Genomic DNA, 21969 nt, shown 5'->3' on the forward strand with positions numbered 1-21969 from the left:
CGACAAATATGCAAAGAATAGCTTGGGATCAGTTTTTTTTGGCACAAAGCCATTTAATATCTTCTAGGAGTACATGTACACGTCTGATGGTAGGTGCAACAATTGTTCGAGATAAACGTATTATTGCAGGTGGTTATAACGGCTCCATCGCTGGCGGGGACCATTGTGATGAAGAAGGATGCTATGTTGTAGAAGGTCATTGCATACGCACGATTCATGCGGAAATGAATGCTATTTTACAATGCGCTAAATTTGGCGCTTCCACGGATAATGCGGAAATGTATGTCACGCATTTTCCATGTATCGCATGTTGCAAATCGATTATCCAGGCGGGAATTAAAGCGGTCTATTATGCAAAGGATTATAAAAATCATCCCTATGCAATGGAACTTTTTGAACGTGCAGATGTGATTATCAAGAAAGTTCCTTTTGACGAACACGTGCTAAACAATACAGCCCAAATCGAACAGACAGTGATCCAAACGGTACAAGAAGTGCTGCAAAAAGAAGCGGTACCAGAAGAAACAATTGCCCACCTAGAAGATAAATTACGACAACAGTTTTTAAAATAAAGTGAGGTGAGGACTATAGAGCGTCTTTTTTTGACGATCATTGTAGCCATTATTCTCGCTGTAATATGTGTCTTTATTTCAATGAAGATCTTTCTGTTACTTGGCCTTCTGCTCATTGTAGCGATCGTATTCAAACGGACTCGATTCGTCGTTTTTTTTAGCCTGACCATTGTAGCAGGAGGATTTTTCTGGTTTTTTGATGATCAAAATCACTCCATGTTCGAAGCGGGTGAATTAGAAGGAACAGTTACCATAAATGATGGTATCGTCATCGATGGGGATGCTTTTCGAGCGCAAGTTTTATATCAAGGAGAACGCTTTCAGTTGAGCTATAAACTTGCGAGTGAACAAGAGCAAAAACAATTTATGCGTTTAAATTATGGAGATAAACTAAGCGTAAGTGGTGAGCTAGAAGCACCAGAAAAGAACCGTAATAAAGATCAATTTAATTACCAAGAGTTCTTGTATCGAAAGCAAGTACATTGGCTATTAAAGGCAAGCTCGGTGCAATCCTTATCGGAAAATAGTGCTTCATGGTTGCACAGTTTAAGGAATTTTCGGAAATCCCAGCTTAAAAAAATTGACGAAACACTAGATTCACAAATCGCGCCATATGTGGCCTCGCTAATTTATGGAGATCGCACCACTGTGGAAACTACGGTTTACGAAAGTTATCAACGCCTTGGTGTCGTTCATTTATTAGCCATATCAGGTCTACATGTTAATTTAATTATTTCCGGCTTTTTGTTGTTATTTAGGCGAATGGGATTTCAAATCGAGAAAACCGCTATCGTTATGATTTGTTTATTACCACTTTATTGCATGATGACTGGGGCAAACGCACCTGTTGTTCGAGCCGCCATCATGACAATCTGTTTAATGATAGGTAGACTATCGCCAGTTCGTGTGACATCGCTTCAAGCCCTCTGTTTTAGCTTCATTTTTGTATTCCTTTTTAATCCTTACTGTGTCTTTGAAATTGGTTTTCAACTCTCTTATGCCGTATCGTTCGCTATCATCCTATCTGGGCGGAAAATCATGCGAAAAGTTTCCTCTAATTTATTAAGCTCTCTGTATATTTCACTCATCTCCACCATCTCGGGAATCGCGGTTATGAGCTATCACTTCTATGAATTTTCCATCGTCGGTGTCTTTCTAAACGTTATTTATGTACCGCTATTCACGTTTATACTATTGCCATTAAGCTTTATATCTATCTTTTTCTTAAATCTAGCGCCTATCCTTCTAGTCATACCGTCGACGATTATGAAAATAGCTGTAAATATTTCAGAGTCACTCGCGATCTTATTACAAGAGATACCGTTTACGACTTGGGTAACAGGGAGACCTACCCTCATTTTATTGGTGATAATTCTTTTATTTACTCTTTATTTTTTCTATGGTTGGGAAAAAACGGGGAAAATTTATCGTTACTTAATCCCAGTATGTCTATGTCTAATAATAGGGACAATAAATTTAACTGGAAAAGTATCCATTATTGATGTTGGGCAAGGAGATAGCATCCTCATTCAACTACCTTGGAATAAAGGAATCTATATAATAGATGTCGGTGGACAAATGGCCTTTGACAAAGAGAAATGGGCAGAACGCAAAGCGCCATTTTCTGTGGGTAAGAATATCGTGACGCCCGTTTTAAAAGCCAAAGGGATTTCAAAAGTAGATAAATTAATTGTGACACATAGTGATGCAGATCATATGGAAGGCCTTATCGATGTGGGCAAGGCGATTCAAATCAAAGAACTTATTTATGCAGAGGGCGGCGAAACAAAAAGCATCATGAAAAAAGCACTGCAAGCTCTTCCTGGGGTGCCAACAAAAGCGATACTTGCTGGCTACAGTTGGGCAAAAGGCGATGCCACTTTCCAAGTCCTGAGTCCAACTGAAAGAGGCGAAGGTGGCAACAATGATTCCATCGTTATTTCCGCTGTACTAGATAAGAAAAGGTGGTTATTTACTGGCGACATCGAAAAAGAAGCAGAGCAAGCTCTACTTGAAAACCCTTTGATAAAAGCTGACATCCTAAAAGTGGGGCATCACGGCAGTAAAACATCTACGACCCCGGCATTTATAGGCAAGGTACAGCCCGCCATATCGCTTATTTCTTGCGGAGTGGATAATCGCTTTGGGCATCCTCGAAAAGAGACGCTAGATACTTTAGAAGCCGCAGATAGCACGATTTACCGCACAGATCAGAAAGGAGAAATAATCTATACTTTTTCAAAAGGATTTACCTTTGGGTTAGAATGATATTTCCACTTGCGCAAAGCTCGTTCTTGATTTACCATAGGGAAGAGATATGTCGGAAGGTGAGGGCGATTCATGATTTCAGAGTGGAAAAAAATAGAGAAGAAGCAATTTGCACCGATTTACCTGATTATCGGGACAGAGGATTATATTATCAACGAGACGAAGAAAAGGCTTGTTGCGGGGATTTTAGATACAGAAGACACGGATTTTAATTATGCTAATTTTGACTTGGATGAAACGGCGATTGAGCAAGTTGTAGAAGAAGCAGAAACAATTCCGTTCTTCGGTGACTGTCGACTGATTATCGCCTCCAATCCAACCTTTTTAACAACGGAGAAAACAAAAAGCAAAATCGAACATCGAACGGCGCGTCTAGAAGACTATTTAAACGAACCCGTGGATTATTCTATTTTGGTATTTATAGCAAGAGTAGAAAAACTAGACGAACGAAAAAAACTGACAAAGCTCATAAAAAAGCAAGCGACAATCATTGATGCGAAACGTCCCAACGAAGCAGAGTTGCGTAAATGGCTACAAGGTGTGAGCGGGGCCAATGAATTTCAAATGGATAACACGGCAACAGATCGACTAATAGAATTAACAGGCGGCCAACTAACAACAGCGATGAATGAATTAGACAAGCTGATGCTCTATAAACTGGAAGAGCGAGCAATCGATACATCAGACGTGGAGAGCCTTGTAGTGCGCTCATTAGAACAGAATATATTCTTGCTACTAGACAAAATGATAGCTCTAGATATCAGCGGTGCGCTAAGCATCTACTACGATTTACTCAAACAAAAAGAAGAACCAATCAAAATATTGGCTCTCATCGCGAGTCAGTTCCGTCTACTAACCCAAATTAAATTACTAGAAAAACAAGGATTCAGCCAACAACAAGTAGCTCAAAAATTAAAAGTCCATCCATTCCGAGTTAAAATAGGCGCACGACAAGCCAAAAGCTTCTCCTATCAAGAACTAACAATGACCCTAAAAAAACTAGCCCAAATGGATTTCGAAATGAAAACCGGCTACGGCGACAAAGCCCAAAAACTAGAATGGTTCCTCTTCTCTCTACAAGACCAAAGAAAAATCCAGCGAATGAATTAGGTGTCTATGATCCATTTGGTAGACCAAGATAGCTTTTGAAAATATCTAAGACGATTTTATGCTGTTTTTTATTCGCTTGGGATTTTATGTTTTGTGTAGGACGCAGAATAAGGTATAACACAAATTGAGCGAAAGCGTTTGTATTCATCTTTTGCGGTGGAAGCCGGAAGCGGAGCTGTTTTGCGAAGTAGAACTGGGTGAAGGATTAACCGTTCACTGCGTTCACGCTTATATTGGGACTGTAACTCATTTTATTTCGAACAGTCCCAGCAATGCGAGCGCTTGCCGCCAATTTACCACGCGTAAGATCTATCTAAAAGGATGCAAAAAAACATCACACGGGTGTGCGATGTTTCTGCGATTAAGAATCGTATTATTTAGCTAATTTTTTAGCTAAGCGAGATTTATTGCGTGCTGCATTGTTTTTGTGAAGTAGACCTTTGCTTACCGCGCTGTCTAATTTTTTACTAGCTTCAACATATAGTTCTTTCGCGTTGTCTGCATTATTTTCTGCAGCTTGTTCGAATTTTTTAACAGCTGTACGCATTGCAGTACGTTGAGATGTGTTACGGCTATTGCGAGTTTCAGTTGTTTTTACACGTTTGATTGCTGATTTAATATTTGGCATTTCATTCACCTCCGCCCAAAATTATGAGGTAGTATCTTTTATATATACCATACCCTTCAAAATTACACTAGAACAAATGTTATTATACCTAAACACAGCGGATATTGCAATATTACTTTACTAATTTATTTATTTTTTCACGAAAAAAGTCGGAAGTGATTGAAAATAGCGAGCTCTACTGATATAATCTATCTTAGCTTGCCATCGTTTTAATAAGATGAGTTCGAATTCGGGAGCTGGAGAAATGAAGAAAGAAGAAATGCTAGAAAGACAAAAGAAAATAAGAAATTTTTCGATAATAGCGCATATTGATCATGGTAAATCAACGCTTGCCGATCGTATTCTCGAAATGACGAATGCACTGACGCATCGTGAAATGAAGGCGCAATTGCTGGATTCCATGGATTTGGAACGTGAGCGTGGTATTACTATCAAATTGAACGCTGTGGAATTGTCGTATACTGCCAAAGATGGCGAAACATATATTTTTCACTTGATTGATACGCCGGGACATGTCGATTTCACGTATGAAGTTTCGCGTAGTCTAGCTGCTTGTGAAGGTGCTATTCTAGTTGTGGATGCGGCGCAAGGAATTGAGGCACAAACGCTAGCTAATGTTTATTTGGCGCTAGATAATGATTTGGAAATTATGCCTGTTATTAATAAAATTGATCTTCCAGCAGCAGAACCGGAGCGTGTTCGTGCTGAGATTGAGGATGTTATCGGCTTGGATGCATCGGATGCGGTACTTGCTTCTGCAAAATCTGGAATCGGGATTGAAGATATTTTAGAGCAGGTGGTTGCGAAGATTCCAGCGCCAACGGGAGATATTGACGCCCCGCTAAAAGCGCTTATTTTCGATTCCGTTTTTGATGCCTATCGTGGTGTTATTGCGAACATTCGGATTATGGAAGGTTCCGTCAAGGCGGGAGACAAGATTCGTATGATGGCCAATGGTCGAGAATTTGAAGTGACCGAAGTAGGTGTGTTTACACCGAAATCGACGCCTAGAGAACAATTGATGGTTGGGGATGTTGGTTATTTAACTGCCGCGATTAAAAATGTAAGTGATACGAGTGTCGGGGATACGATTACGCTTGCAAATAACCCCGCGTCGGAAGCTTTGCCAGGATATCGTAAATTAAATCCAATGGTTTATTGCGGTCTATATCCGATTGATTCAGCGAAATATAATGATTTACGTGATGCACTGGAAAAACTGGAATTAAATGATTCAGCGCTCCAATATGAAGCGGAGACGTCTCAAGCGCTTGGTTTTGGTTTCCGTTGTGGGTTCCTTGGCTTGCTTCATATGGAAATTATTCAGGAACGTATCGAACGGGAATTTAATATCGACTTGATTACGACTGCGCCAAGTGTTATTTATCATGTTAACTTGACAGACGGTTCTAAAGTGGTCGTTGATAATCCGGCTGAAATGCCAGAACAAGGGGTTATTGATTCGGTTGAGGAGCCTTACGTGAAAGCAACGATTATGGTGCCGAATGATTATGTAGGTGCTGTTATGGAACTTGCGCAAAATAAGCGTGGGAACTTTATGACAATGGAGTACTTGGATGATATTCGTGTGAGCGTTATTTATGAAATGCCACTTTCAGAGATCGTCTATGACTTTTTTGATCAGTTAAAATCGGGTACGAAGGGTTATGCTTCGTTTGACTATGAGTTGATTGGTTACCGTGAGTCGAAACTTGTGAAGATGGATATCGTGTTAAATAATGAGAAAGTCGATGCGCTTAGCTTTATTGTCCATCGTGACTTCTCTTATGAACGTGGCAAAATTATCGTAGAAAAACTAAAAGAATTGATTCCAAGACAACAGTTTGAAGTGCCAATTCAAGCGGCGATTAGTACGAAGATTGTCGCGCGTTCAACGATTAAGGCGCTACGCAAAAACGTACTTGCCAAATGTTACGGTGGGGACGTGTCGCGGAAACGGAAACTTTTAGAGAAACAAAAAGAAGGTAAGAAACGTATGAAATCCATTGGTTCAGTAGATGTGCCACAAGAAGCATTCATGGCGATTTTGAAAATGGATGATAAATAAAGAATTGATGGGGAAAGCGACTTTAGCTTGTTCATTGCGGACAGGTGGAGCTCGCTTTTTCTCCTTAAGGAAATGAGTGTATAAGAATGACTGCGATATATATTCACATCCCATTTTGCGAACATATTTGCTATTATTGTGATTTTAATAAGGTTTTTCTGGAAGGGCAGCCAGTCGATGAGTATGTAGATTTGCTCATTAAAGAAATGGAAATGGTAACCGCGAAGCACACAATGGAGCCGGTGGAAACCGTTTTTGTAGGTGGGGGAACACCGACGACATTGACGGAAGCTCAGTTGGCAAAACTTTGTTCGGCCGTTCAGCGGCTTTTTCCGATTGCGGAGAATGCGGAATTTAGTTTTGAAGCAAATCCAGGAGACTTGTCGCTCAGCAAGTTGCAGGTGATGAAAGACCATGGTGTGAATCGCCTGAGCATGGGGGTTCAGAGTTTTAACAATGACTTGTTGAAGAAAATTGGTCGGATTCATACGGTGGATGATGTGTATCAATCGGTGAATAATGCGAAACAGGTTGGTTTTGAGAATGTGAGTATTGATCTTATTTTCAGTTTGCCGGGTCAGACGGAGGCCAATTTTGAGGATACGCTGACGAAAGCCTTGGATCTGGATTTACCGCACTACTCTGCGTATTCGCTTATCATCGAGCCAAAGACGATTTTCTATAATTTAATGCAAAAAGGGAAGTTGCTGCTGCCTGGTGAAGATGCTGAGGCTAATATGTATGAGAAACTGATGACCACTATGGAGAATCATGGGCGTAAACAATATGAGATTAGTAATTTCGCTAAGCCTGGTTTTGAAAGCAGGCATAATATCGTTTATTGGAGTAATGAGCATTATTTTGGTTTTGGTGCGGGGGCTCATGGGTACGTGGGTGAGACGCGTTACGCGAATTATGGTCCGCTAAAAAAATACATGCAACCGCTCGAAAAGAACGAATTGCCAACCTTCCAACAAAAAGAGCTGACATTGAAAGAAAAGATGGAAGAAGAAATGTTTCTCGGATTGCGAAAAGTAGCGGGCGTGGATAAAGCGCATTTTCAGGCTAAATTCGGTCAGGCGCTTGATACGACTTTTGCGCGGGCGATTGATAAAACGATTGCAAAAGGCTGGTTAGAATCTACGCCAGAATGTGTTCGGCTAACGAGGCGTGGTCGCTTTCTAGGGAATAATGTTTTCCAAGAATTTTTATAGAAGCACTGGATTTCGGCTAATTACTACTTTAGTCTGAAATCGAGTGTTTTTTGTTGACAGTAGACGGTCATAGTGGTAAATTTATAATTGTATTTAGCACTTAAACGTATCGAGTGCTAAAAAGAGGTGATAGATATGTTAACCGAGAGGCAATTGCTAATCTTTCGTGCCATTATCGACCATTTCATCGAGACTGTGCAACCAGTTGGATCTAAGAATTTGCTGAAGGAGAACAACTTACCATTTAGCTCAGCGACGATCCGCAATGAGATGAGCGTTCTGGAAGAGTACGGATTTATCGAAAAAACGCATTCTTCATCAGGACGAATTCCTTCTGAGAAAGGGTATCGTTTCTACGTGGATTATTTACTCGAACCGCAGAAATTGAAGAAGCAGGATATTATGTCCATTCAATCGCTCTTTTCGGAGACGTATTTTGAAATGGAGCAGCTTATTCAAAAGTCCGCGTTAATGTTGTCGGATTTGACGAATTATACATCGATTTTACTTGGCCCGGCTTCGAAGCAGAACCGGTTGAGTGGTTTCCGTTTTGTACCAATTAATAGAAACCAGGCGATGTTGATTCTGATTACGGATCAAGGCCATATTGATAATCATGTGGTGACGATTCCGGAAACGATGACGCCGAGTGATATGGAGCGGGTTGTCAACATTTTAAATGAGCGTTTGGTGGGTCTTCCGATTGATCAAATGAATGCGATGATTCCAGCAGAAGTGTCGGATTTGCTGCGTAGCAATGTGGTAAATCATGAGTTAATGCTTTCGATTTTGAAGGATTCGTTCCAACAAGTTAGTAAGGAAAAAGTGTATTTTGGTGGCAAAACGAACATTTTGAATCAGCCGGAATTTCACGATTTTGCCAAAGTTCGCGAGTTGCTGCGGTTGATGGATCAGGAAAAGGATGTTTACCAGCTTTTTTCTGACATACCTCAAGGCCTTCATGTAAAAATTGGTACGGAGATTAACAACCATTTGATGGATGATTGTAGTATTATTACTGCGACGTACAGCATTGCCGATGAACATGTGGGAGGCATTGTCCTCCTTGGCCCGACACGGATGGAATACGACCGCATGATGGGCTTGGTTGATCTAGTAAGTCGGGATTTAACAACTGTATTAACAAAGCTTTATCATGATAATCAAAAATAGAAGAGGTGACAAACGTGTCTGAACAAAAAAACAAAAAAGAAAAAGTTGCGCAAGAAATCGAAAAAGAAGCGGCAGAAGAATTGAACGTCGTGGAAGAAGAGATGGAAGCTCATAATGAACAAGTAGAAGTGGAATTAACAGAAAATGAGAAGCGTTTGCTTGAGTTAGAAGAAAAGTTAGCAGCATCTGAGGATCGTTATTTGCGCCTGCAAGCTGATTTTGAGAATGTGAAAAAACGCAATGTGGCAGAGCGTGTGGCGACTCAGAAATATCGTTCGCAAACCATTGCGGAGGAACTTTTGCCGGCGCTTGATGGTTTCCAGAAAGCACTCGATACGCAAAGTGACTCGGAACAAATGGAAGCACTTTTGACGGGCATGAAAATGGTTTATGGCCAAATCATGACGGCGCTAGAAAAGGAAGGCGTGGAAGCAATTCCGGCACTCGGTGAGCAATTCGATCCGAACTTCCATCAAGCGGTGATGCAAGATAGCGATGACTCGAAAGAAAGCAACGAAATCACGATGGAATTGCAAAAAGGATACAAGTTGAAAGACCGCGTTATCCGTCCATCAATGGTAAAAGTAAACCAATAAAACAAGAATCCGGTCGCGTGCATGTGATCGGTAATAATAGGAGGAAATGAAATTATGAGTAAAATTATCGGTATTGACTTAGGAACTACAAACTCTGCAGTGGCAGTATTAGAAGGCGGAGAAGCAAAAATCATTCCAAATCCAGAGGGCGCGCGTACAACACCATCTGTTGTCGGCTTTAAAAACGGCGAACGTCAAGTTGGGGAAGTTGCGAAACGTGCAGCGATTACAAATCCAAATACGGTAGCATCAATCAAACGCCACATGGGTACGGATTACAAAGAAACAGTAGAAGGTAAGGACTATTCACCACAAGAAATCAGCGCAATCATCTTGCAATATTTGAAAGGTTACGCAGAAGATTACCTTGGTGAAAAAGTAGATAAAGCGGTTATTACAGTACCAGCTTATTTCAACGATGCACAACGTCAAGCAACAAAAGACGCTGGTAAAATTGCAGGCCTTGAAGTAGAACGTATTATCAATGAGCCTACTGCAGCAGCACTTGCTTACGGTATGGACAAAATTGACAAAGACCAAACGATCCTTGTTTTTGACTTAGGTGGCGGTACTTTTGACGTATCTATTCTAGAACTTGGCGATGGCGTATTCGAAGTTCACTCAACAGCCGGCGATAACTTGCTAGGTGGAGACGACTTTGACCAAAAAATTATTGATTTCCTAGTTGCTGAATTTAAACGCGACAACGGTATCGACCTTTCTCAAGATAAAATGGCGTTACAACGTTTGAAAGACGCTGCTGAAAAAGCGAAAAAAGATCTTTCTGGTGTGACTAGCACGCAAATTTCGCTACCATTTATCACAGCTGGAGAAGCTGGCCCACTTCACTTAGAAGTAACGCTTACTCGTGCTAAATTTGATGAATTAACGCATGATTTAGTGGACCGTACGATTGCTCCAACTCGTCAAGCGTTGAAAGATGCTGGACTTTCGGCTAAAGATATCGATGAAGTTATCTTGGTTGGTGGGTCAACTCGTATCCCAGCTGTACAAGAAGCAATTAAAAAAGAATTAGGTAAAGAGCCACATAAAGGTGTGAACCCGGATGAAGTTGTAGCGATGGGTGCTGCGATTCAAGGTGGCGTCATCACTGGTGACGTGAAAGACGTAGTACTTTTAGACGTAACACCACTTTCTCTAGGTATCGAAACAATGGGTGGCGTAATGACTCCGCTTATCGAGCGTAACACAACGATTCCAACATCGAAATCACAAACATTCTCGACAGCGGCTGACAATCAACCAGCAGTGGACATCCACGTATTGCAAGGTGAGCGCCCAATGTCGAAAGATAACAAAACGCTTGGCCGTTTCCAATTAACAGATTTACCACCAGCACCACGCGGTATTCCGCAAATCGAAGTTTCTTTTGATATCGATAAAAATGGTATCGTAACGGTTCGCGCGAAAGATCTTGGAACTGGTAAAGAACAAAACATCGTAATCAAATCTTCTTCAGGTTTAACAGACGAAGAGATTGAAAAAATGGTGAAAGACGCAGAATTAAATGCGGAAGAAGATAAGAAAAACAAAGAAAACGCAGAACTTCGCAACAATGCCGATCAATTAGTATTCACTGTTGATAAAACGTTGAAAGAACTAGAAGGCAAAGTAGACGAAGAAGAAGTGAAAAAAGCAGAAGCAGCTCGTGATGAGTTGTCAGAAGCGCTTAAAGGTGAAGACTTTGACGCAATCAAAGAAAAAACAGACGCGTTAAACGAAATTGTTCAAGCTCTTTCCGTGAAATTGTACGAGCAAGCAGCGGCAGAACAACAAGCAGCACAAGGTGAAAACCCTGAAGGCGGCGCAGCGAACGACGATGTTGTAGATGCTGAGTTTGAAGAAGTAAACGATGACGATCAAGAGAAAAAATAAGGACAGCGTGTCGACAAACGCTCATCTCCGTCGTTAAAGCCTGCGCGCCGGTGCTCACATACCCAAGTATGCTCCGCTCCAGTGCTCAACTTTGCCTAGGGTCTAAGCATTTGTCGACACGCTGAAAATAAGGATTTATTTGCGGGAAGGGAGTCAAAGTCTAACTGGCTTTGGCTTTTTCTCGGTTTTTGAAAGAAATCATGGTTTTACTTCGCTAAAACATGTGTTACAATACGTTAAGAGAAATACGAGAGAACAAGGAGTGAGACGCAAAAAATGGCAAAACGTGATTATTATGAAGTGCTTGGCGTTTCCAAAGGCGCCTCGGCAGATGAGATAAAAAAAGCTTATCGTAAACTATCTAAGCAATATCACCCGGATATTAACAAAGAGGCTGGCGCTGATGAGAAATTTAAAGAAATATCCGAAGCATACGAAATTCTAAGTGATGAATCAAAACGTGCGCAATATGACCAATATGGACATGTTGATCCTAACCAAGGTTTTGGCGGTGGCGGTTCGTACGGTGGAGGCGGTTTTGGCGGCCAAGGTTTCGGTGGATTTGAAGATATTTTCGATACTTTCTTTGGTGGTGGCGGTTCGTCTCGTCAAGACCCGAATGCACCGCGTCAAGGTAATGATTTGCAATATAGAATGCATTTGAAGTTCAAAGAAGCGATTTTTGGTAAAGAGGCTGAGATTGAGATTCCGCGTGAAGAAAGCTGTGACACGTGTGATGGAAGTGGCGCTAAACCAGGAACGCATCCTGAAAAATGTTCGCATTGTGGTGGTAAAGGTTCGGTTAACGTCGAGCAAAATACGCCGTTCGGTCGGATTGTAAACAAGCGTACGTGCCAATATTGTAACGGCACTGGGAAAGAAATTAAGGAAAAATGTGACACGTGTCATGGTTCAGGTCGCATCACAAAAACGAAAAAAATCAAGTTGAAAGTACCTGCTGGTGTCGATGATGGGCAACAAATGCGCGTCGCTGGTGAAGGGGAAGGTGGCGTGAATGGCGGACCAAACGGCGATTTATATGTTGTGTTCTCCGTTGCTCATGATGAATTCTTTGAACGCGAAGGCACTGATATTTACGTTGAAGTTCCGCTGACATTCGTTCAAGCAGCACTTGGCGACGAAATCGATGTTCCAACCGTTCACGGCAAAATTCGTTTGAAAATCCCTGCTGGTACACAAACGGGCACGACTTTCCGCTTACGCAACAAAGGGGTTCCGCATCTTCGTGGTAATGGAACAGGAGATCAACACGTTGTCGTTAAAATCATCGTTCCGAAAAAACTGGACGAGAAACAAAAAGATATTTTGCGTGAATTCGCGACAACAACCGGCGATAAAGTCGATGAAAACAGCGAAGGCTTTTTCGATAAAATGAAACGAGCATTCAAAGGATAAATAATGAAAAAAGGCTCAGGTATTGCGATTCTAGTCATACTGGGCCTTCTTTTCTGAAATGAGGTTGAGAAAATGAAATGGTCAGAGATTGAGATTCATTCTGTAAATGAGGCGGTAGAGCCGATTACATATGCTCTGAACGATTCGGGAGCAAGCGGGGTTTCGATTGAGGATTCCGCCGATTTGACGCGCGAACATGAGGATCGTTTCGGTGAAATTTATGATCTGCAGGCGGCGGATTATCCAGCGGAAGGCGTGATTATTAAGGCCTACTTTTTAACGACGGATGACTTTTTGAAGATGGTGCCGGCGATTGAGGCGCGAATTCGTGGTTTGGTGCAGTTTGATATTCCACTTGGTGATTTAACTTTTCAGGTCAATGAGGTGAATGACGAGGAGTGGGCGACGGCTTGGAAGAAATACTACCATCCAGTCAAAATCACGGATCGGATTACGGTTGTGCCGACATGGGAGGACTACACGCCGGAAAATGAGGATGAAATGATTATCGAACTAGATCCAGGCATGGCATTCGGTACGGGAACACATCCGACAACGCAATTGTGTGTGCAGGCGCTTGAAAAAATCGTGAAACCTGGCGACGAAGTTATCGATGTTGGGACGGGTTCAGGCGTGCTAAGTATTGCGAGCGCGAAACTAGGCGCGAAAAGTGTCTTGGCAACGGACTTGGATGAAGTAGCGGTTCGTGCGGCTCGGGAAAACATCGCGCAAAATCATTGTGAGAATATCGTAACGATTCAGCAAAATGATTTATTAAAAGGCATCGATCAAAAAGCGGATGTCATTGTGGCGAACATTTTAGCGGAAGTGATTCTGATGTTCCCGAAAGATGTGCATGCGACATTGAAGCCGAACGGTATTTTTATCGCGTCAGGAATTATTGAGCCAAAGCATGAAATCGTGAAAGAGGCGTTGATTGAAGCGGGTTTGACGGTGTATCATGTGGAACAAATAACGGATTGGGTAGCTATTTACGCCAAGCGAGGTGAATAAGAAGGATGCAGCGATATTTTATTGAGGAAATCAAGGATGAAACGGCGATTATAACGGGTGATAATTTTCATCATATCGTGCGCGTGATGCGGATGAAGCTGGATGATCAAATTTACCTAGTCACACCAGACGAGCGTACGGCGATTGCTGGGATTAGCGAGCTGGGAGAAGACTTTGTACGCTTAACGGTTTTATCGTGGAAGAGCGAGTCTACAGAGCTTCCTATTGACATCACGATTGCTAGCGGCTTGCCAAAAGGGGATAAACTAGAGCTGATTACCCAAAAAGGGACGGAACTCGGCGCGAAACAGTTCTTGTCCTTTCCGGCGAAACGTTCCATTTCCAAATGGGATAGCAAAAAAGCGAAGAAAAAAGTGGAGCGTTTAGATAAGATCGCTTTGGAAGCAGCGGAGCAATCACATCGTAGCTTTGTTCCGAAATTTCGGCATTTAGAATCTTTCCAAGCCTTAATTCAGTCGCTTCCCGATTATGATTATATCGTGGTTGCCTATGAAGAGAGTGCCAAAGAGGGTGAAACGGCTGCGTTAGCCACAGTTTTTAACCAGATGAAACCAGGCGAATCCGTGCTTGCTATATTTGGACCAGAGGGTGGTTTTTCGACGGAAGAGATTGATAAGTTGGAAGCGAATAAAGCGCTCAAAGTGGGGCTGGGGCCGCGAATTTTGCGTACAGAAACAGCGCCATTTTATTTTTTAGCAGCGGCTTCTTATGCGTTTGAACTTTCTTGAAATGGGTATAGGAGAATAAATCGCCGACTGTTCTGAAAATAAATTAGTGAAAGTTAGCGATTTCATGTTGACTCGCCCAGCGGATTAGTTTATAATTTTTAGTGAGTGAATGCAAATAGTATGTGCATTACTTTGGAATCATTCACAGGCTAATCTTGTGCGAGGTTTCCAAATAGCTTAGGGCATCCTTGTCCATTTAAGTGTCGGAGGGAGGGAAAGAGAGATGTCAAAAACAGTAGTTCGTAAAAACGAATCGCTTGAAGATGCTCTTCGTCGCTTTAAACGTACTGTTTCCAAAACAGGTACAATGCAAGAAGTTAGAAAGCGCGAATTTTATGAAAAACCAAGCGTAAAACGTAAAAAGAAATCAGAAGCAGCAAGAAAACGCAAATTCTAATCGAAGGGACGAAATCAAGCATGAGTCTCCTTGACCAACTGAATGAGGATATGAAACAAGCGATGCGCGCGAAAGAGAAAGAAAAACTTTCCGTTATCCGCATGTTGAAAGCGGCTTTGCAAAATGAAGCCATTCGTCTAGGTACAGATGATATATCTCCTGAAGACGAAATTACCATTCTTTCCCGTGAAATGAAGCAGCGTCGTGATTCTTTAGCTGAATTCCAGAAGGCAGATCGAGCTGACCTTGTTGAGAAGCTAGAAGATGAGATGGTAATCGTGCAAAGTTATTTGCCGAAGCAACTTTCCGAGGAAGAAGTCGCTGAAATTGTAAAAGTTACGATCGATGAAGTTGGTGCAACATCCCAAGCCGATTTTGGTAAGGTGATGGCCGCTGTCATGCCGAAGTTAAAAGGTAAAACAGACGGAAATGTAGTTAACAAATTCGTGAAACAATATCTTTCATAAACAAGATCAAAAGAGTCAGTTCGCTGGCTCTTTTTTTGATGGAATTGATGTGACTGAATTGACCTCGATACATAGGCACGCCGAATAGTACCAAAATCCTGCGCTTTCGTGTATAATGTAGACACACGAAGTTAATTTTAGAGTGAAGGGGTTATTTGGATGCCAACAGATCATGAGAATATAAAAATGGACTTAGCGGAAGGTTTTGATGCTAGGGAACTGTTTGGGAATAACGATGCACATATTACTTTAATTGAAGACGCGTTCGAATTGCAGATTATCACTCGCGGGGAATCGATAACGCTACAAGGGACAGAGATAAACGAGGCACACGGGGCGGCGGTTTTGGAAGCGCTAATCAGTGTCATTTTAAAAGATATTCATGTGGATGAACGGGATGTTACCCAAGCGATAAAAATGGAACAGAACGGGACTGTGGAGTACTTTGCTAGTCTCTATGATGAAGAAATTACGGTGAATGCGAAGGGTAAAATGATTCGCCCTAAAACGTTTGGACAGCGCAAATATGTGCGTACGATTGATAAATATGATGTTGTTTTTGGAATCGGACCTGCTGGAACTGGGAAAACGTATCTTGCTGTCGTGAAAGCAGTTGCGGCTTGGAAAAAAGGAACTGTGAACAAGATTATTTTGACGCGTCCTGCTGTGGAGGCTGGGGAAAGTCTTGGTTTCTTGCCGGGTGATTTGAAGGAGAAGGTAGATCCTTATTTACGGCCGGTGTACGATGCTTTGTATGATATTTTTGGCGTGGAGCATACGACACGTTTGATGGATCGCGGTGTGATTGAGATTGCGCCCCTAGCTTATATGCGTGGACGGACGCTGGATAATGCGTTTGTTATTTTGGATGAGGCGCAGAACACGACGGTTGCGCAGATGAAGATGTTTTTAACGCGTCTTGGTTTTGAATCCAAGATGATTGTGAATGGGGATACGACGCAAATTGATTTGCCTAAAGGGGCTACGAGTGGGCTTGTGAATGCCGAAACAGTTTTGCGAGACGTGAAAAATATCGGTTTTGTGTATTTTGAGCATTTTGATGTGGTGCGTCATCCGCTTGTTGCTGAAATTATTAAAGCCTATGAAGGTAAGTTGAAATAAGAAGAATGCAAACGAAATGGGGGTACATATGAAGCCTACGAAAAAATGGACGGATTGGTATTATAAAACGGGAAAAAGATACGTAACGCCAGTCATCTTAATCGTCTTATTCATTGTTGCCTTCGTGCTTATTTGTCAAATGGTGAAGCCGGAATCGTATAATGTGAAATTGTTCGAAGTGGCTCAAAAAACGATTCGTTCGCCGCAAACGATTGAGGATACGCAAAAAACGGCGGAAGAGCAGGCGAAAGCTAAGGCTGATGTCGAGGATGTCTACGTATTCAATCGCGAGACGGCGCAGAACCGGGAATCACTTGTTAGTTCGTTGTTTGCATATGTGACGGAAGTGAATCGGGAAGCGGCATTAAATGATGCTAAAAATGATAAAATGACGTCGCTTGATCAGAAATTGGCTTCTTTGAAAGGGAAGTTGTCAAAAGATGTATCGGAGAATATTACGGACGGCGTCAATGCCGCGATGCTGACGACGCTGCTCCAAATGAATGCGAAAGATCTGCAAACGGTCGAAAAGGAAGTCGTTAATGCGCTTGATGTGGCGATGGAACAAAGTGTGCGCAGAGATAATTTGACAGATGTGAAGGTTAGCGCGCGCGATACGATTGAGTTGTCTAATTTGCCAACGAGTTATAAAGGGGTTGCTAAAGCGATTCTATCTTACGCGATTGTGCCTAATGAGGTCTACAATGCGGCTCAGACGGAAGATCGACGCAAAGAAGCCGCGGCAAACGTGATTCCGGTTAAAATTTTGCAAGGACAGGTTATTGTGCAGGAAGGTCAGATTATCGATCGGGAAATTTACCGTCAGCTGGCATTGTTGCATTTATTGGATCAGAAAATGCCGATTAAACAGTATGCTGGATTTGGGCTGTTGTTGCTATCGCTCGGTGTGATGCTTTATTTCTTTACGAACAAGCAGAAAAATCTAGATAAAGAGCGGAAAAATCAATATGTGCTCGTGTTTTCATCTGTGTATATTGCGATATTGCTGATGTTGATGATTATTCGCTTTTTGGAAGGCGTGGATATTAGCAATATTTCGTTCTTGTTCCCAGCCGCATTTGGCCCGATGATTATCAAGATTCTGCTCAATGAGAAGTTCGCTTTTATGATGACGATTTTTACATCGGTGACGAGTTTCTTTGTTTTCCAGAGTGACGCGACGGCTGCGGTGAACGTGACGGTTTCGACCTTTATTTTACTTAGTGGACTGGCGAGCATTGTCGTTTTAAGGGATTACAGTCGCCGTTCTGCTATTTTACTGTCGGGTTTTGTGGTCGGACTAGCGAACATGGCTTTTGTTTTCTTGCTTTTATTAATTAGTAATACGGGACTGCTCACGCTTGCATTTTGGATACCAGTTGGCTATGCTTTCCTAGGCGGTATTGGATCATTTGTGCTTGGCATTGGCGTGATTCCGCTGTTTGAGACGGTGTTCGGGATACTTACGACGAGCCGTTTGGTGGAACTTGCGAATCCGAACCATCCATTATTGAAAAAAATTATGATGAAAGCGCCAGGAACATATCACCATAGTTTGATGGTGGCGAATCTCGCGGAGGCTTGTACGGATGCGATTGGTGGTAATAGTTTGCTCGTTCGCGTTGGGTGTTTTTATCATGACATTGGTAAGACGATTCGACCGCCGTATTTTGTGGAGAATCAATTGCATGGGATTAATCCGCATGACCGACTGACGCCGGAGCAGAGTCGTGATATTATTATCGCGCATACGACGGATGGCGCGGCGATTTTGCGAGATAATCATTTTCCACAGCCGATTATTGATATTGCGCTACAACATCATGGGACAACGCTTGTGAAGTATTTTTATTACAAGGCAAAAGAGGCAAATCCGGATGTGGCAGAGGCCGATTTCCGTTACCCTGGGCCAAAACCGCAGACGAAAGAAATTGCGATTATTAATGTCTCGGATAGCGTGGAGGCTGCTGTTCGTTCATGCGAGGCGCCAACAAAGGAAAAAATTAAGGCGATTGTGGACGGCATTATTGATGATAGAATGCAGGATAAGCAATTTGTGGCATGTGATATTACGTTTCAAGAGATAGAGGTCGTTCGGTCCACATTATGTTCGACGCTCAATGGAATTTATCATCAACGGATTCAGTATCCTGATGATAAGTAAGGAGGAAGACGATGACTTTAGAGCTTGATTTAATAGACGAAACCGAAGAATTGGAGCCTGATGCGCTAGACTTGGTCGAGGGTCTGCTACAATTTGCGGCGAAACGGCTTGAGATTCAAGAAGACAGTGAATTGGTTGTGACTTTCGTTGATAATGCGCGGATTCAAGAGATTAATCGTGATTATCGTGATAAAGACCAACCGACCGATGTGATTTCGTTTGCGCTGGAGGAAATGGGTGATGGCGAGACGAAGATTGCATGGGATGAGGATATGGAGGCGCCGCGTATTTTGGGAGATATCATTATTTCCACGGAGCGGGCGTTAGAACAAGCGGACGAGTACGGGCATGGATTCGATCGCGAATTAGGTTTCTTGGCGTTACATGGGCTTCTACACCTCCTAGGATACGATCACATGGAACCAGAGGATGAAGACGTGATGTTTTCATTACAAAGAGAAGTGTTGAATGCGTATGGACTCGAAAGATAAAGTAAAAGTCACGAGCAACCGACGTTTCAGGAAATCATTTATTCATGCCGTTACAGGTGTTAAAACAGCGATTTTAGAAGAACGCCATATGCGTGTCCATATTACCGCTGGGATGATTGTGATTATTTGTGGTGTTTTTTTCAAAGTAACAAAGATCGAGTGGTTATTTTTGATTTTCTCGATTTTCAACGTATTGACATTTGAAATGATTAATACGGCGATAGAACGCGCAGTGGATGTGGCAACAGAAGACTTCCATCCCTATGCAAAAAAAGCGAAAGATGTCGCAGCAGGAGCGGTTTTACTAGCTTCGATTTGTTCGGCGGTTATTGGACTCTTTATTTTTATACCAAAATTATTTTAAAAGGAGTTTTTTAGGATGAAAGAAAATAATTTAATTGATCTGGCAAAACAAGCGCGTGAAAATGCGTATGTGCCGTATTCTAAATTTAAAGTTGGCGCGGCTTTGGTGACAACGGAAGATGAAGTCGTGCTAGGCTGCAACATCGAGAATGCTTCTTATGGCTTGACGAATTGCGCGGAAAGAACGGCGATTTTTAAAGCAGTTTCAGAAGGCAAACATGATTTCAAAAAATTAGTGATTGTGGCAGATACAGAAGGTCCAGTGGCTCCATGTGGCGCGTGTCGTCAAGTGATTAGCGAATTCTGCGCACCAGAAATGCCAGTAGTTTTAACAAATATGAAAGGTGATACTGTGGAAGTAACCGTTGGGGAACTACTGCCAGGCGCCTTTACACCGGGGGATCTTAAAAAATGAGTGACGTTTTCAAATCAGGTTTTGTGGCGATTGTCGGCCGTCCAAATGTAGGTAAATCGACTTTATTGAACCAAATTATTGGGCAAAAAATCGCAATCATGAGTGATAAAGCCCAAACAACGCGTAATAAAATCCAAGGTGTGTATACAACAAATGATGCGCAAGTCGTGTTTATCGATACGCCGGGTATTCATAAACCGAAACATAAACTTGGCGATTTCATGGTGAAAGTAGCGCTCAACACGTTCCGGGAAGTCGACATGATCTTCTTCGTGATTGACGCTGATGCGGGTTACGGTCGCGGGGACGAGTTCATTATTGAAAAGCTGAAAAGAGTAGAGGAAACGCCGATTTTCCTGCTGATTAATAAAATTGACTTAGTAGAGCCAGAAGTTTTGCTGGATTTAATTGCTAAATATAGTGAAATGCTTGATTTTGAAGAGATTATTCCGATTTCGGCATTGCAAGGGAATAACTTGGGGACGCTGCTTGAAGAAACGACGAAACATTTAGCGGAAGGCCCAATGTATTATCCTGCCGACCAAGTGACGGATCACCCAGAGCGATTCATCATTTCTGAGTTGATTCGCGAGCAGGTATTGAAGTTTACGCATGAAGAAGTACCACATTCCGTTGCGGTTGTTATTGAGGGGATCGAAGTAAATCCCGAGACGCACAAACTGCACATTATGGCGCAGATTATTGTGGAACGCAGCACGCAAAAAGGGATTTTGATTGGGAAACAAGGGCAAATGCTGAAACAAATCGGCATGCGCGCACGTAAGGAAATCGAACTTTTGCTAGGCTCGAAAGTGTACTTAGAAATTTGGGTAAAAGTGCAAAAAGGTTGGCGTGATAAGGAACATTTCTTGAACGATTACGGCTTTGATCACGACGAATATTAAGAAACAAAAAAACAGAACCGACTCCAAAAAAGTCCGTTCTGTTTTTTCGTATGGTGCAACCTTATTTTATACTGCCACTCCACGACGCGTCATAACACGCAATGTGAAACGGCCCATCCCCATAAACATCGAAATAAATCTCCTTCGTCACTTTGGTTCCAGGTTTCACAACGACGCGCCAATCCTCTTTATACGCGTTATCACCCTCGAGTCCATCCTTATCATAAATCAAGAAATCATCGGCATAATATGTCGTCGAACGAACATCTTTATTCTCAATCGTCACGGTTGCTTTTACGTAGTAACCAGCCATCGGACTATGGAATTCTTTGTCGCCGGCCCATTTCTCGATTTTTGTGACGTTGACAAACACATTATCCTCTATCTCAGCCATTTGCCCAACTTTGTACTCGGTATATTCATCTGAAAAATAATCGTAATCCTCATCATAATATTCCTCGGAGTCATCATACGGATCGTCCTCGCCTCCCGTATCATCATAGTTTGAGCCATCCATCAAATCATCGTACATCATCGAACGGTCGCCCATCATCATGTCATGAGAGTAACCCCCACTAAAAATAAGGCTCATGGCAAAAACCCCACAAAAAATAATCCCAAGAAAAGTCGCAGAGGAAGTCATAATTGCTCCAGGCATCTTGTTTTTCCTAACTACAAGCAGAATAATACCAACAATCAGCGCGACTAGACAAAGAAATAAGAAGAATCCAGAAAATAAAATCAGTGCTACCATCATGTGAAAAACGCTCCCTTTATATCGTAATACTACTATTGTACAATAGTGCGCGCATTAAATAAACGAAAATCTGCCTTTTTTTCAAATTGGTGTTGTATAATAGAAGTTGAGTCTAGTGGTAGTAAGTCAAGTGAAAAGGAGTAGTTATTCGAGTAAAAACTTCGTTTTAAGACCGAACAAAACT

General features: G+C 42.1%; 21 protein-coding genes. 19 read left to right on the forward strand and 2 right to left on the reverse strand.

Annotated elements, in window-relative coordinates; genetic code table 11:
- Positions 1–8 precede the first annotated feature (8 nt).
- From EP58_RS08720 to holA, 3 genes are all read left to right on the forward strand, one after another.
- A complete protein-coding gene (locus EP58_RS08720) occupies positions 9–572 on the forward strand; it encodes a ComE operon protein 2 (protein WP_036092511.1) in 564 nt (187 codons plus the stop codon).
- 30 nt (positions 573–602) lie between these two features.
- Complete coding sequence (locus EP58_RS08725; RefSeq protein WP_236637249.1) at positions 603–2840, forward strand: DNA internalization-related competence protein ComEC/Rec2; 2238 nt, start codon at positions 603–605, stop codon at positions 2838–2840.
- A 72-nt stretch (positions 2841–2912) separates the two neighbouring features.
- A complete protein-coding gene (gene holA, locus EP58_RS08730; protein ID WP_036092514.1) occupies positions 2913–3950 on the forward strand; it encodes a DNA polymerase III subunit delta in 1038 nt (345 codons plus the stop codon).
- A gap of 373 nt (positions 3951–4323) precedes the next feature.
- On the opposite strand, the gene rpsT is transcribed toward holA, so the two are convergent.
- On the reverse strand, positions 4324–4578 hold the full coding sequence (gene rpsT, locus EP58_RS08735) for a 30S ribosomal protein S20 (RefSeq protein WP_036092517.1): 255 nt from the start codon (positions 4576–4578) through the stop codon (positions 4324–4326).
- A gap of 244 nt (positions 4579–4822) precedes the next feature.
- On the opposite strand from rpsT, the gene lepA reads away from it, so the two are divergent.
- From lepA to era, 16 genes are all read left to right on the forward strand, one after another.
- Positions 4823–6646, forward strand: a complete 1824-nt coding sequence (lepA, locus tag EP58_RS08740) for a translation elongation factor 4 (protein WP_036092518.1) — start codon at positions 4823–4825, stop codon at positions 6644–6646.
- Between the two features lie 86 nt (positions 6647–6732).
- The gene (gene hemW / locus EP58_RS08745; RefSeq protein ID WP_036092519.1) at positions 6733–7860 is read left to right on the forward strand and encodes a radical SAM family heme chaperone HemW; all 1128 of its coding nucleotides are present in this window, start codon (positions 6733–6735) and stop codon (positions 7858–7860) included.
- Between the two features lie 135 nt (positions 7861–7995).
- On the forward strand, positions 7996–9033 hold the full coding sequence (gene hrcA, locus EP58_RS08750) for a heat-inducible transcriptional repressor HrcA (RefSeq protein ID WP_036092520.1): 1038 nt from the start codon (positions 7996–7998) through the stop codon (positions 9031–9033).
- Positions 9034–9047: 14 nt separating this feature from the next.
- Positions 9048–9629, forward strand: coding sequence for a nucleotide exchange factor GrpE (gene grpE, locus EP58_RS08755; protein ID WP_036092523.1), 582 nt, complete (start codon positions 9048–9050; stop codon positions 9627–9629).
- A 54-nt stretch (positions 9630–9683) separates the two neighbouring features.
- A complete protein-coding gene (gene dnaK, locus EP58_RS08760) occupies positions 9684–11525 on the forward strand; it encodes a molecular chaperone DnaK (RefSeq protein ID WP_036092525.1) in 1842 nt (613 codons plus the stop codon).
- A gap of 276 nt (positions 11526–11801) precedes the next feature.
- Positions 11802–12941 carry a molecular chaperone DnaJ gene (gene dnaJ / locus EP58_RS08765; RefSeq protein WP_036092526.1) on the forward strand — a complete coding sequence of 380 codons (1140 nt, stop codon included), beginning with the start codon at positions 11802–11804 and terminating at the stop codon, positions 12939–12941.
- Positions 12942–13013: 72 nt separating this feature from the next.
- Entirely contained in the window at positions 13014–13955 is a 942-nt protein-coding gene (prmA, locus tag EP58_RS08770; RefSeq protein ID WP_036092528.1) for a 50S ribosomal protein L11 methyltransferase, read from the forward strand.
- Between the two features lie 5 nt (positions 13956–13960).
- The gene (locus tag EP58_RS08775; protein WP_036092530.1) at positions 13961–14704 is read left to right on the forward strand and encodes a 16S rRNA (uracil(1498)-N(3))-methyltransferase; all 744 of its coding nucleotides are present in this window, start codon (positions 13961–13963) and stop codon (positions 14702–14704) included.
- A 223-nt stretch (positions 14705–14927) separates the two neighbouring features.
- The gene (gene rpsU / locus EP58_RS08780) at positions 14928–15101 is read left to right on the forward strand and encodes a 30S ribosomal protein S21 (protein WP_036061859.1); all 174 of its coding nucleotides are present in this window, start codon (positions 14928–14930) and stop codon (positions 15099–15101) included.
- A 20-nt stretch (positions 15102–15121) separates the two neighbouring features.
- Positions 15122–15568, forward strand: coding sequence for a GatB/YqeY domain-containing protein (locus EP58_RS08785; RefSeq protein ID WP_036092531.1), 447 nt, complete (start codon positions 15122–15124; stop codon positions 15566–15568).
- Positions 15569–15754: 186 nt separating this feature from the next.
- Entirely contained in the window at positions 15755–16690 is a 936-nt protein-coding gene (locus tag EP58_RS08790) for a PhoH family protein (protein WP_373862710.1), read from the forward strand.
- Positions 16691–16718: 28 nt separating this feature from the next.
- A complete protein-coding gene (locus tag EP58_RS08795) occupies positions 16719–18854 on the forward strand; it encodes an HD family phosphohydrolase (RefSeq protein ID WP_036092535.1) in 2136 nt (711 codons plus the stop codon).
- An 11-nt stretch (positions 18855–18865) separates the two neighbouring features.
- Positions 18866–19345, forward strand: coding sequence for an rRNA maturation RNase YbeY (gene ybeY, locus EP58_RS08800; protein WP_036092538.1), 480 nt, complete (start codon positions 18866–18868; stop codon positions 19343–19345).
- Entirely contained in the window at positions 19323–19709 is a 387-nt protein-coding gene (locus EP58_RS08805; RefSeq protein WP_036092541.1) for a diacylglycerol kinase family protein, read from the forward strand. Before ybeY ends, EP58_RS08805 begins: the two co-directional genes overlap by 23 nt.
- Before the next feature lie 15 nt (positions 19710–19724).
- Positions 19725–20123 (forward strand): cytidine deaminase, encoded by a 399-nt coding sequence (locus tag EP58_RS08810; protein WP_036092543.1) that lies wholly within the window; start codon positions 19725–19727, stop codon positions 20121–20123.
- A complete protein-coding gene (era, locus tag EP58_RS08815; protein ID WP_036092546.1) occupies positions 20120–21028 on the forward strand; it encodes a GTPase Era in 909 nt (302 codons plus the stop codon). Before EP58_RS08810 ends, era begins: the two co-directional genes overlap by 4 nt.
- 61 nt (positions 21029–21089) lie before the next feature.
- On the opposite strand, the gene EP58_RS08820 is transcribed toward era, so the two are convergent.
- On the reverse strand, positions 21090–21785 hold the full coding sequence (locus EP58_RS08820; protein WP_036092548.1) for a DUF4352 domain-containing protein: 696 nt from the start codon (positions 21783–21785) through the stop codon (positions 21090–21092).
- Positions 21786–21969: the final 184 nt, after the last annotated feature.

Origin of the sequence: Paenilisteria newyorkensis, assembly GCF_000766145.1 — a bacterium.
Lineage (GTDB): Bacteria > Bacillota > Bacilli > Lactobacillales > Listeriaceae > Listeria_A > Listeria_A newyorkensis.

Bases quoted from the DNA above. Each gene is read 5' to 3' on its own strand.
- rpsU (WP_036061859.1), top strand. From the start codon at position 14,928: ATGTCAAAAACAGTAGTTCGTAAAAACGAATCGCTTGAAGATGCTCTT.
- rpsT (WP_036092517.1), bottom strand. From the start codon at position 4,578: ATGCCAAATATTAAATCAGCAATCAAACGTGTAAAAACAACTGAAACT.
- EP58_RS08810 (WP_036092543.1), top strand. From the start codon at position 19,725: ATGAAAGAAAATAATTTAATTGATCTGGCAAAACAAGCGCGTGAAAAT.
- prmA (WP_036092528.1), top strand. From the start codon at position 13,014: ATGAAATGGTCAGAGATTGAGATTCATTCTGTAAATGAGGCGGTAGAG.
- era (WP_036092546.1), top strand. From the start codon at position 20,120: ATGAGTGACGTTTTCAAATCAGGTTTTGTGGCGATTGTCGGCCGTCCA.
- EP58_RS08720 (WP_036092511.1), top strand. From the start codon at position 9: ATGCAAAGAATAGCTTGGGATCAGTTTTTTTTGGCACAAAGCCATTTA.
- EP58_RS08805 (WP_036092541.1), top strand. From the start codon at position 19,323: ATGCGTATGGACTCGAAAGATAAAGTAAAAGTCACGAGCAACCGACGT.
- hemW (WP_036092519.1), top strand. From the start codon at position 6,733: ATGACTGCGATATATATTCACATCCCATTTTGCGAACATATTTGCTAT.
- holA (WP_036092514.1), top strand. From the start codon at position 2,913: ATGATTTCAGAGTGGAAAAAAATAGAGAAGAAGCAATTTGCACCGATT.
- lepA (WP_036092518.1), top strand. From the start codon at position 4,823: ATGAAGAAAGAAGAAATGCTAGAAAGACAAAAGAAAATAAGAAATTTT.
- dnaJ (WP_036092526.1), top strand. From the start codon at position 11,802: ATGGCAAAACGTGATTATTATGAAGTGCTTGGCGTTTCCAAAGGCGCC.
- EP58_RS08820 (WP_036092548.1), bottom strand. From the start codon at position 21,785: ATGATGGTAGCACTGATTTTATTTTCTGGATTCTTCTTATTTCTTTGT.
- ybeY (WP_036092538.1), top strand. From the start codon at position 18,866: ATGACTTTAGAGCTTGATTTAATAGACGAAACCGAAGAATTGGAGCCT.
- hrcA (WP_036092520.1), top strand. From the start codon at position 7,996: ATGTTAACCGAGAGGCAATTGCTAATCTTTCGTGCCATTATCGACCAT.
- EP58_RS08785 (WP_036092531.1), top strand. From the start codon at position 15,122: ATGAGTCTCCTTGACCAACTGAATGAGGATATGAAACAAGCGATGCGC.
- EP58_RS08790 (WP_373862710.1), top strand. From the start codon at position 15,755: ATGGACTTAGCGGAAGGTTTTGATGCTAGGGAACTGTTTGGGAATAAC.
- dnaK (WP_036092525.1), top strand. From the start codon at position 9,684: ATGAGTAAAATTATCGGTATTGACTTAGGAACTACAAACTCTGCAGTG.
- EP58_RS08775 (WP_036092530.1), top strand. From the start codon at position 13,961: ATGCAGCGATATTTTATTGAGGAAATCAAGGATGAAACGGCGATTATA.
- EP58_RS08795 (WP_036092535.1), top strand. From the start codon at position 16,719: ATGAAGCCTACGAAAAAATGGACGGATTGGTATTATAAAACGGGAAAA.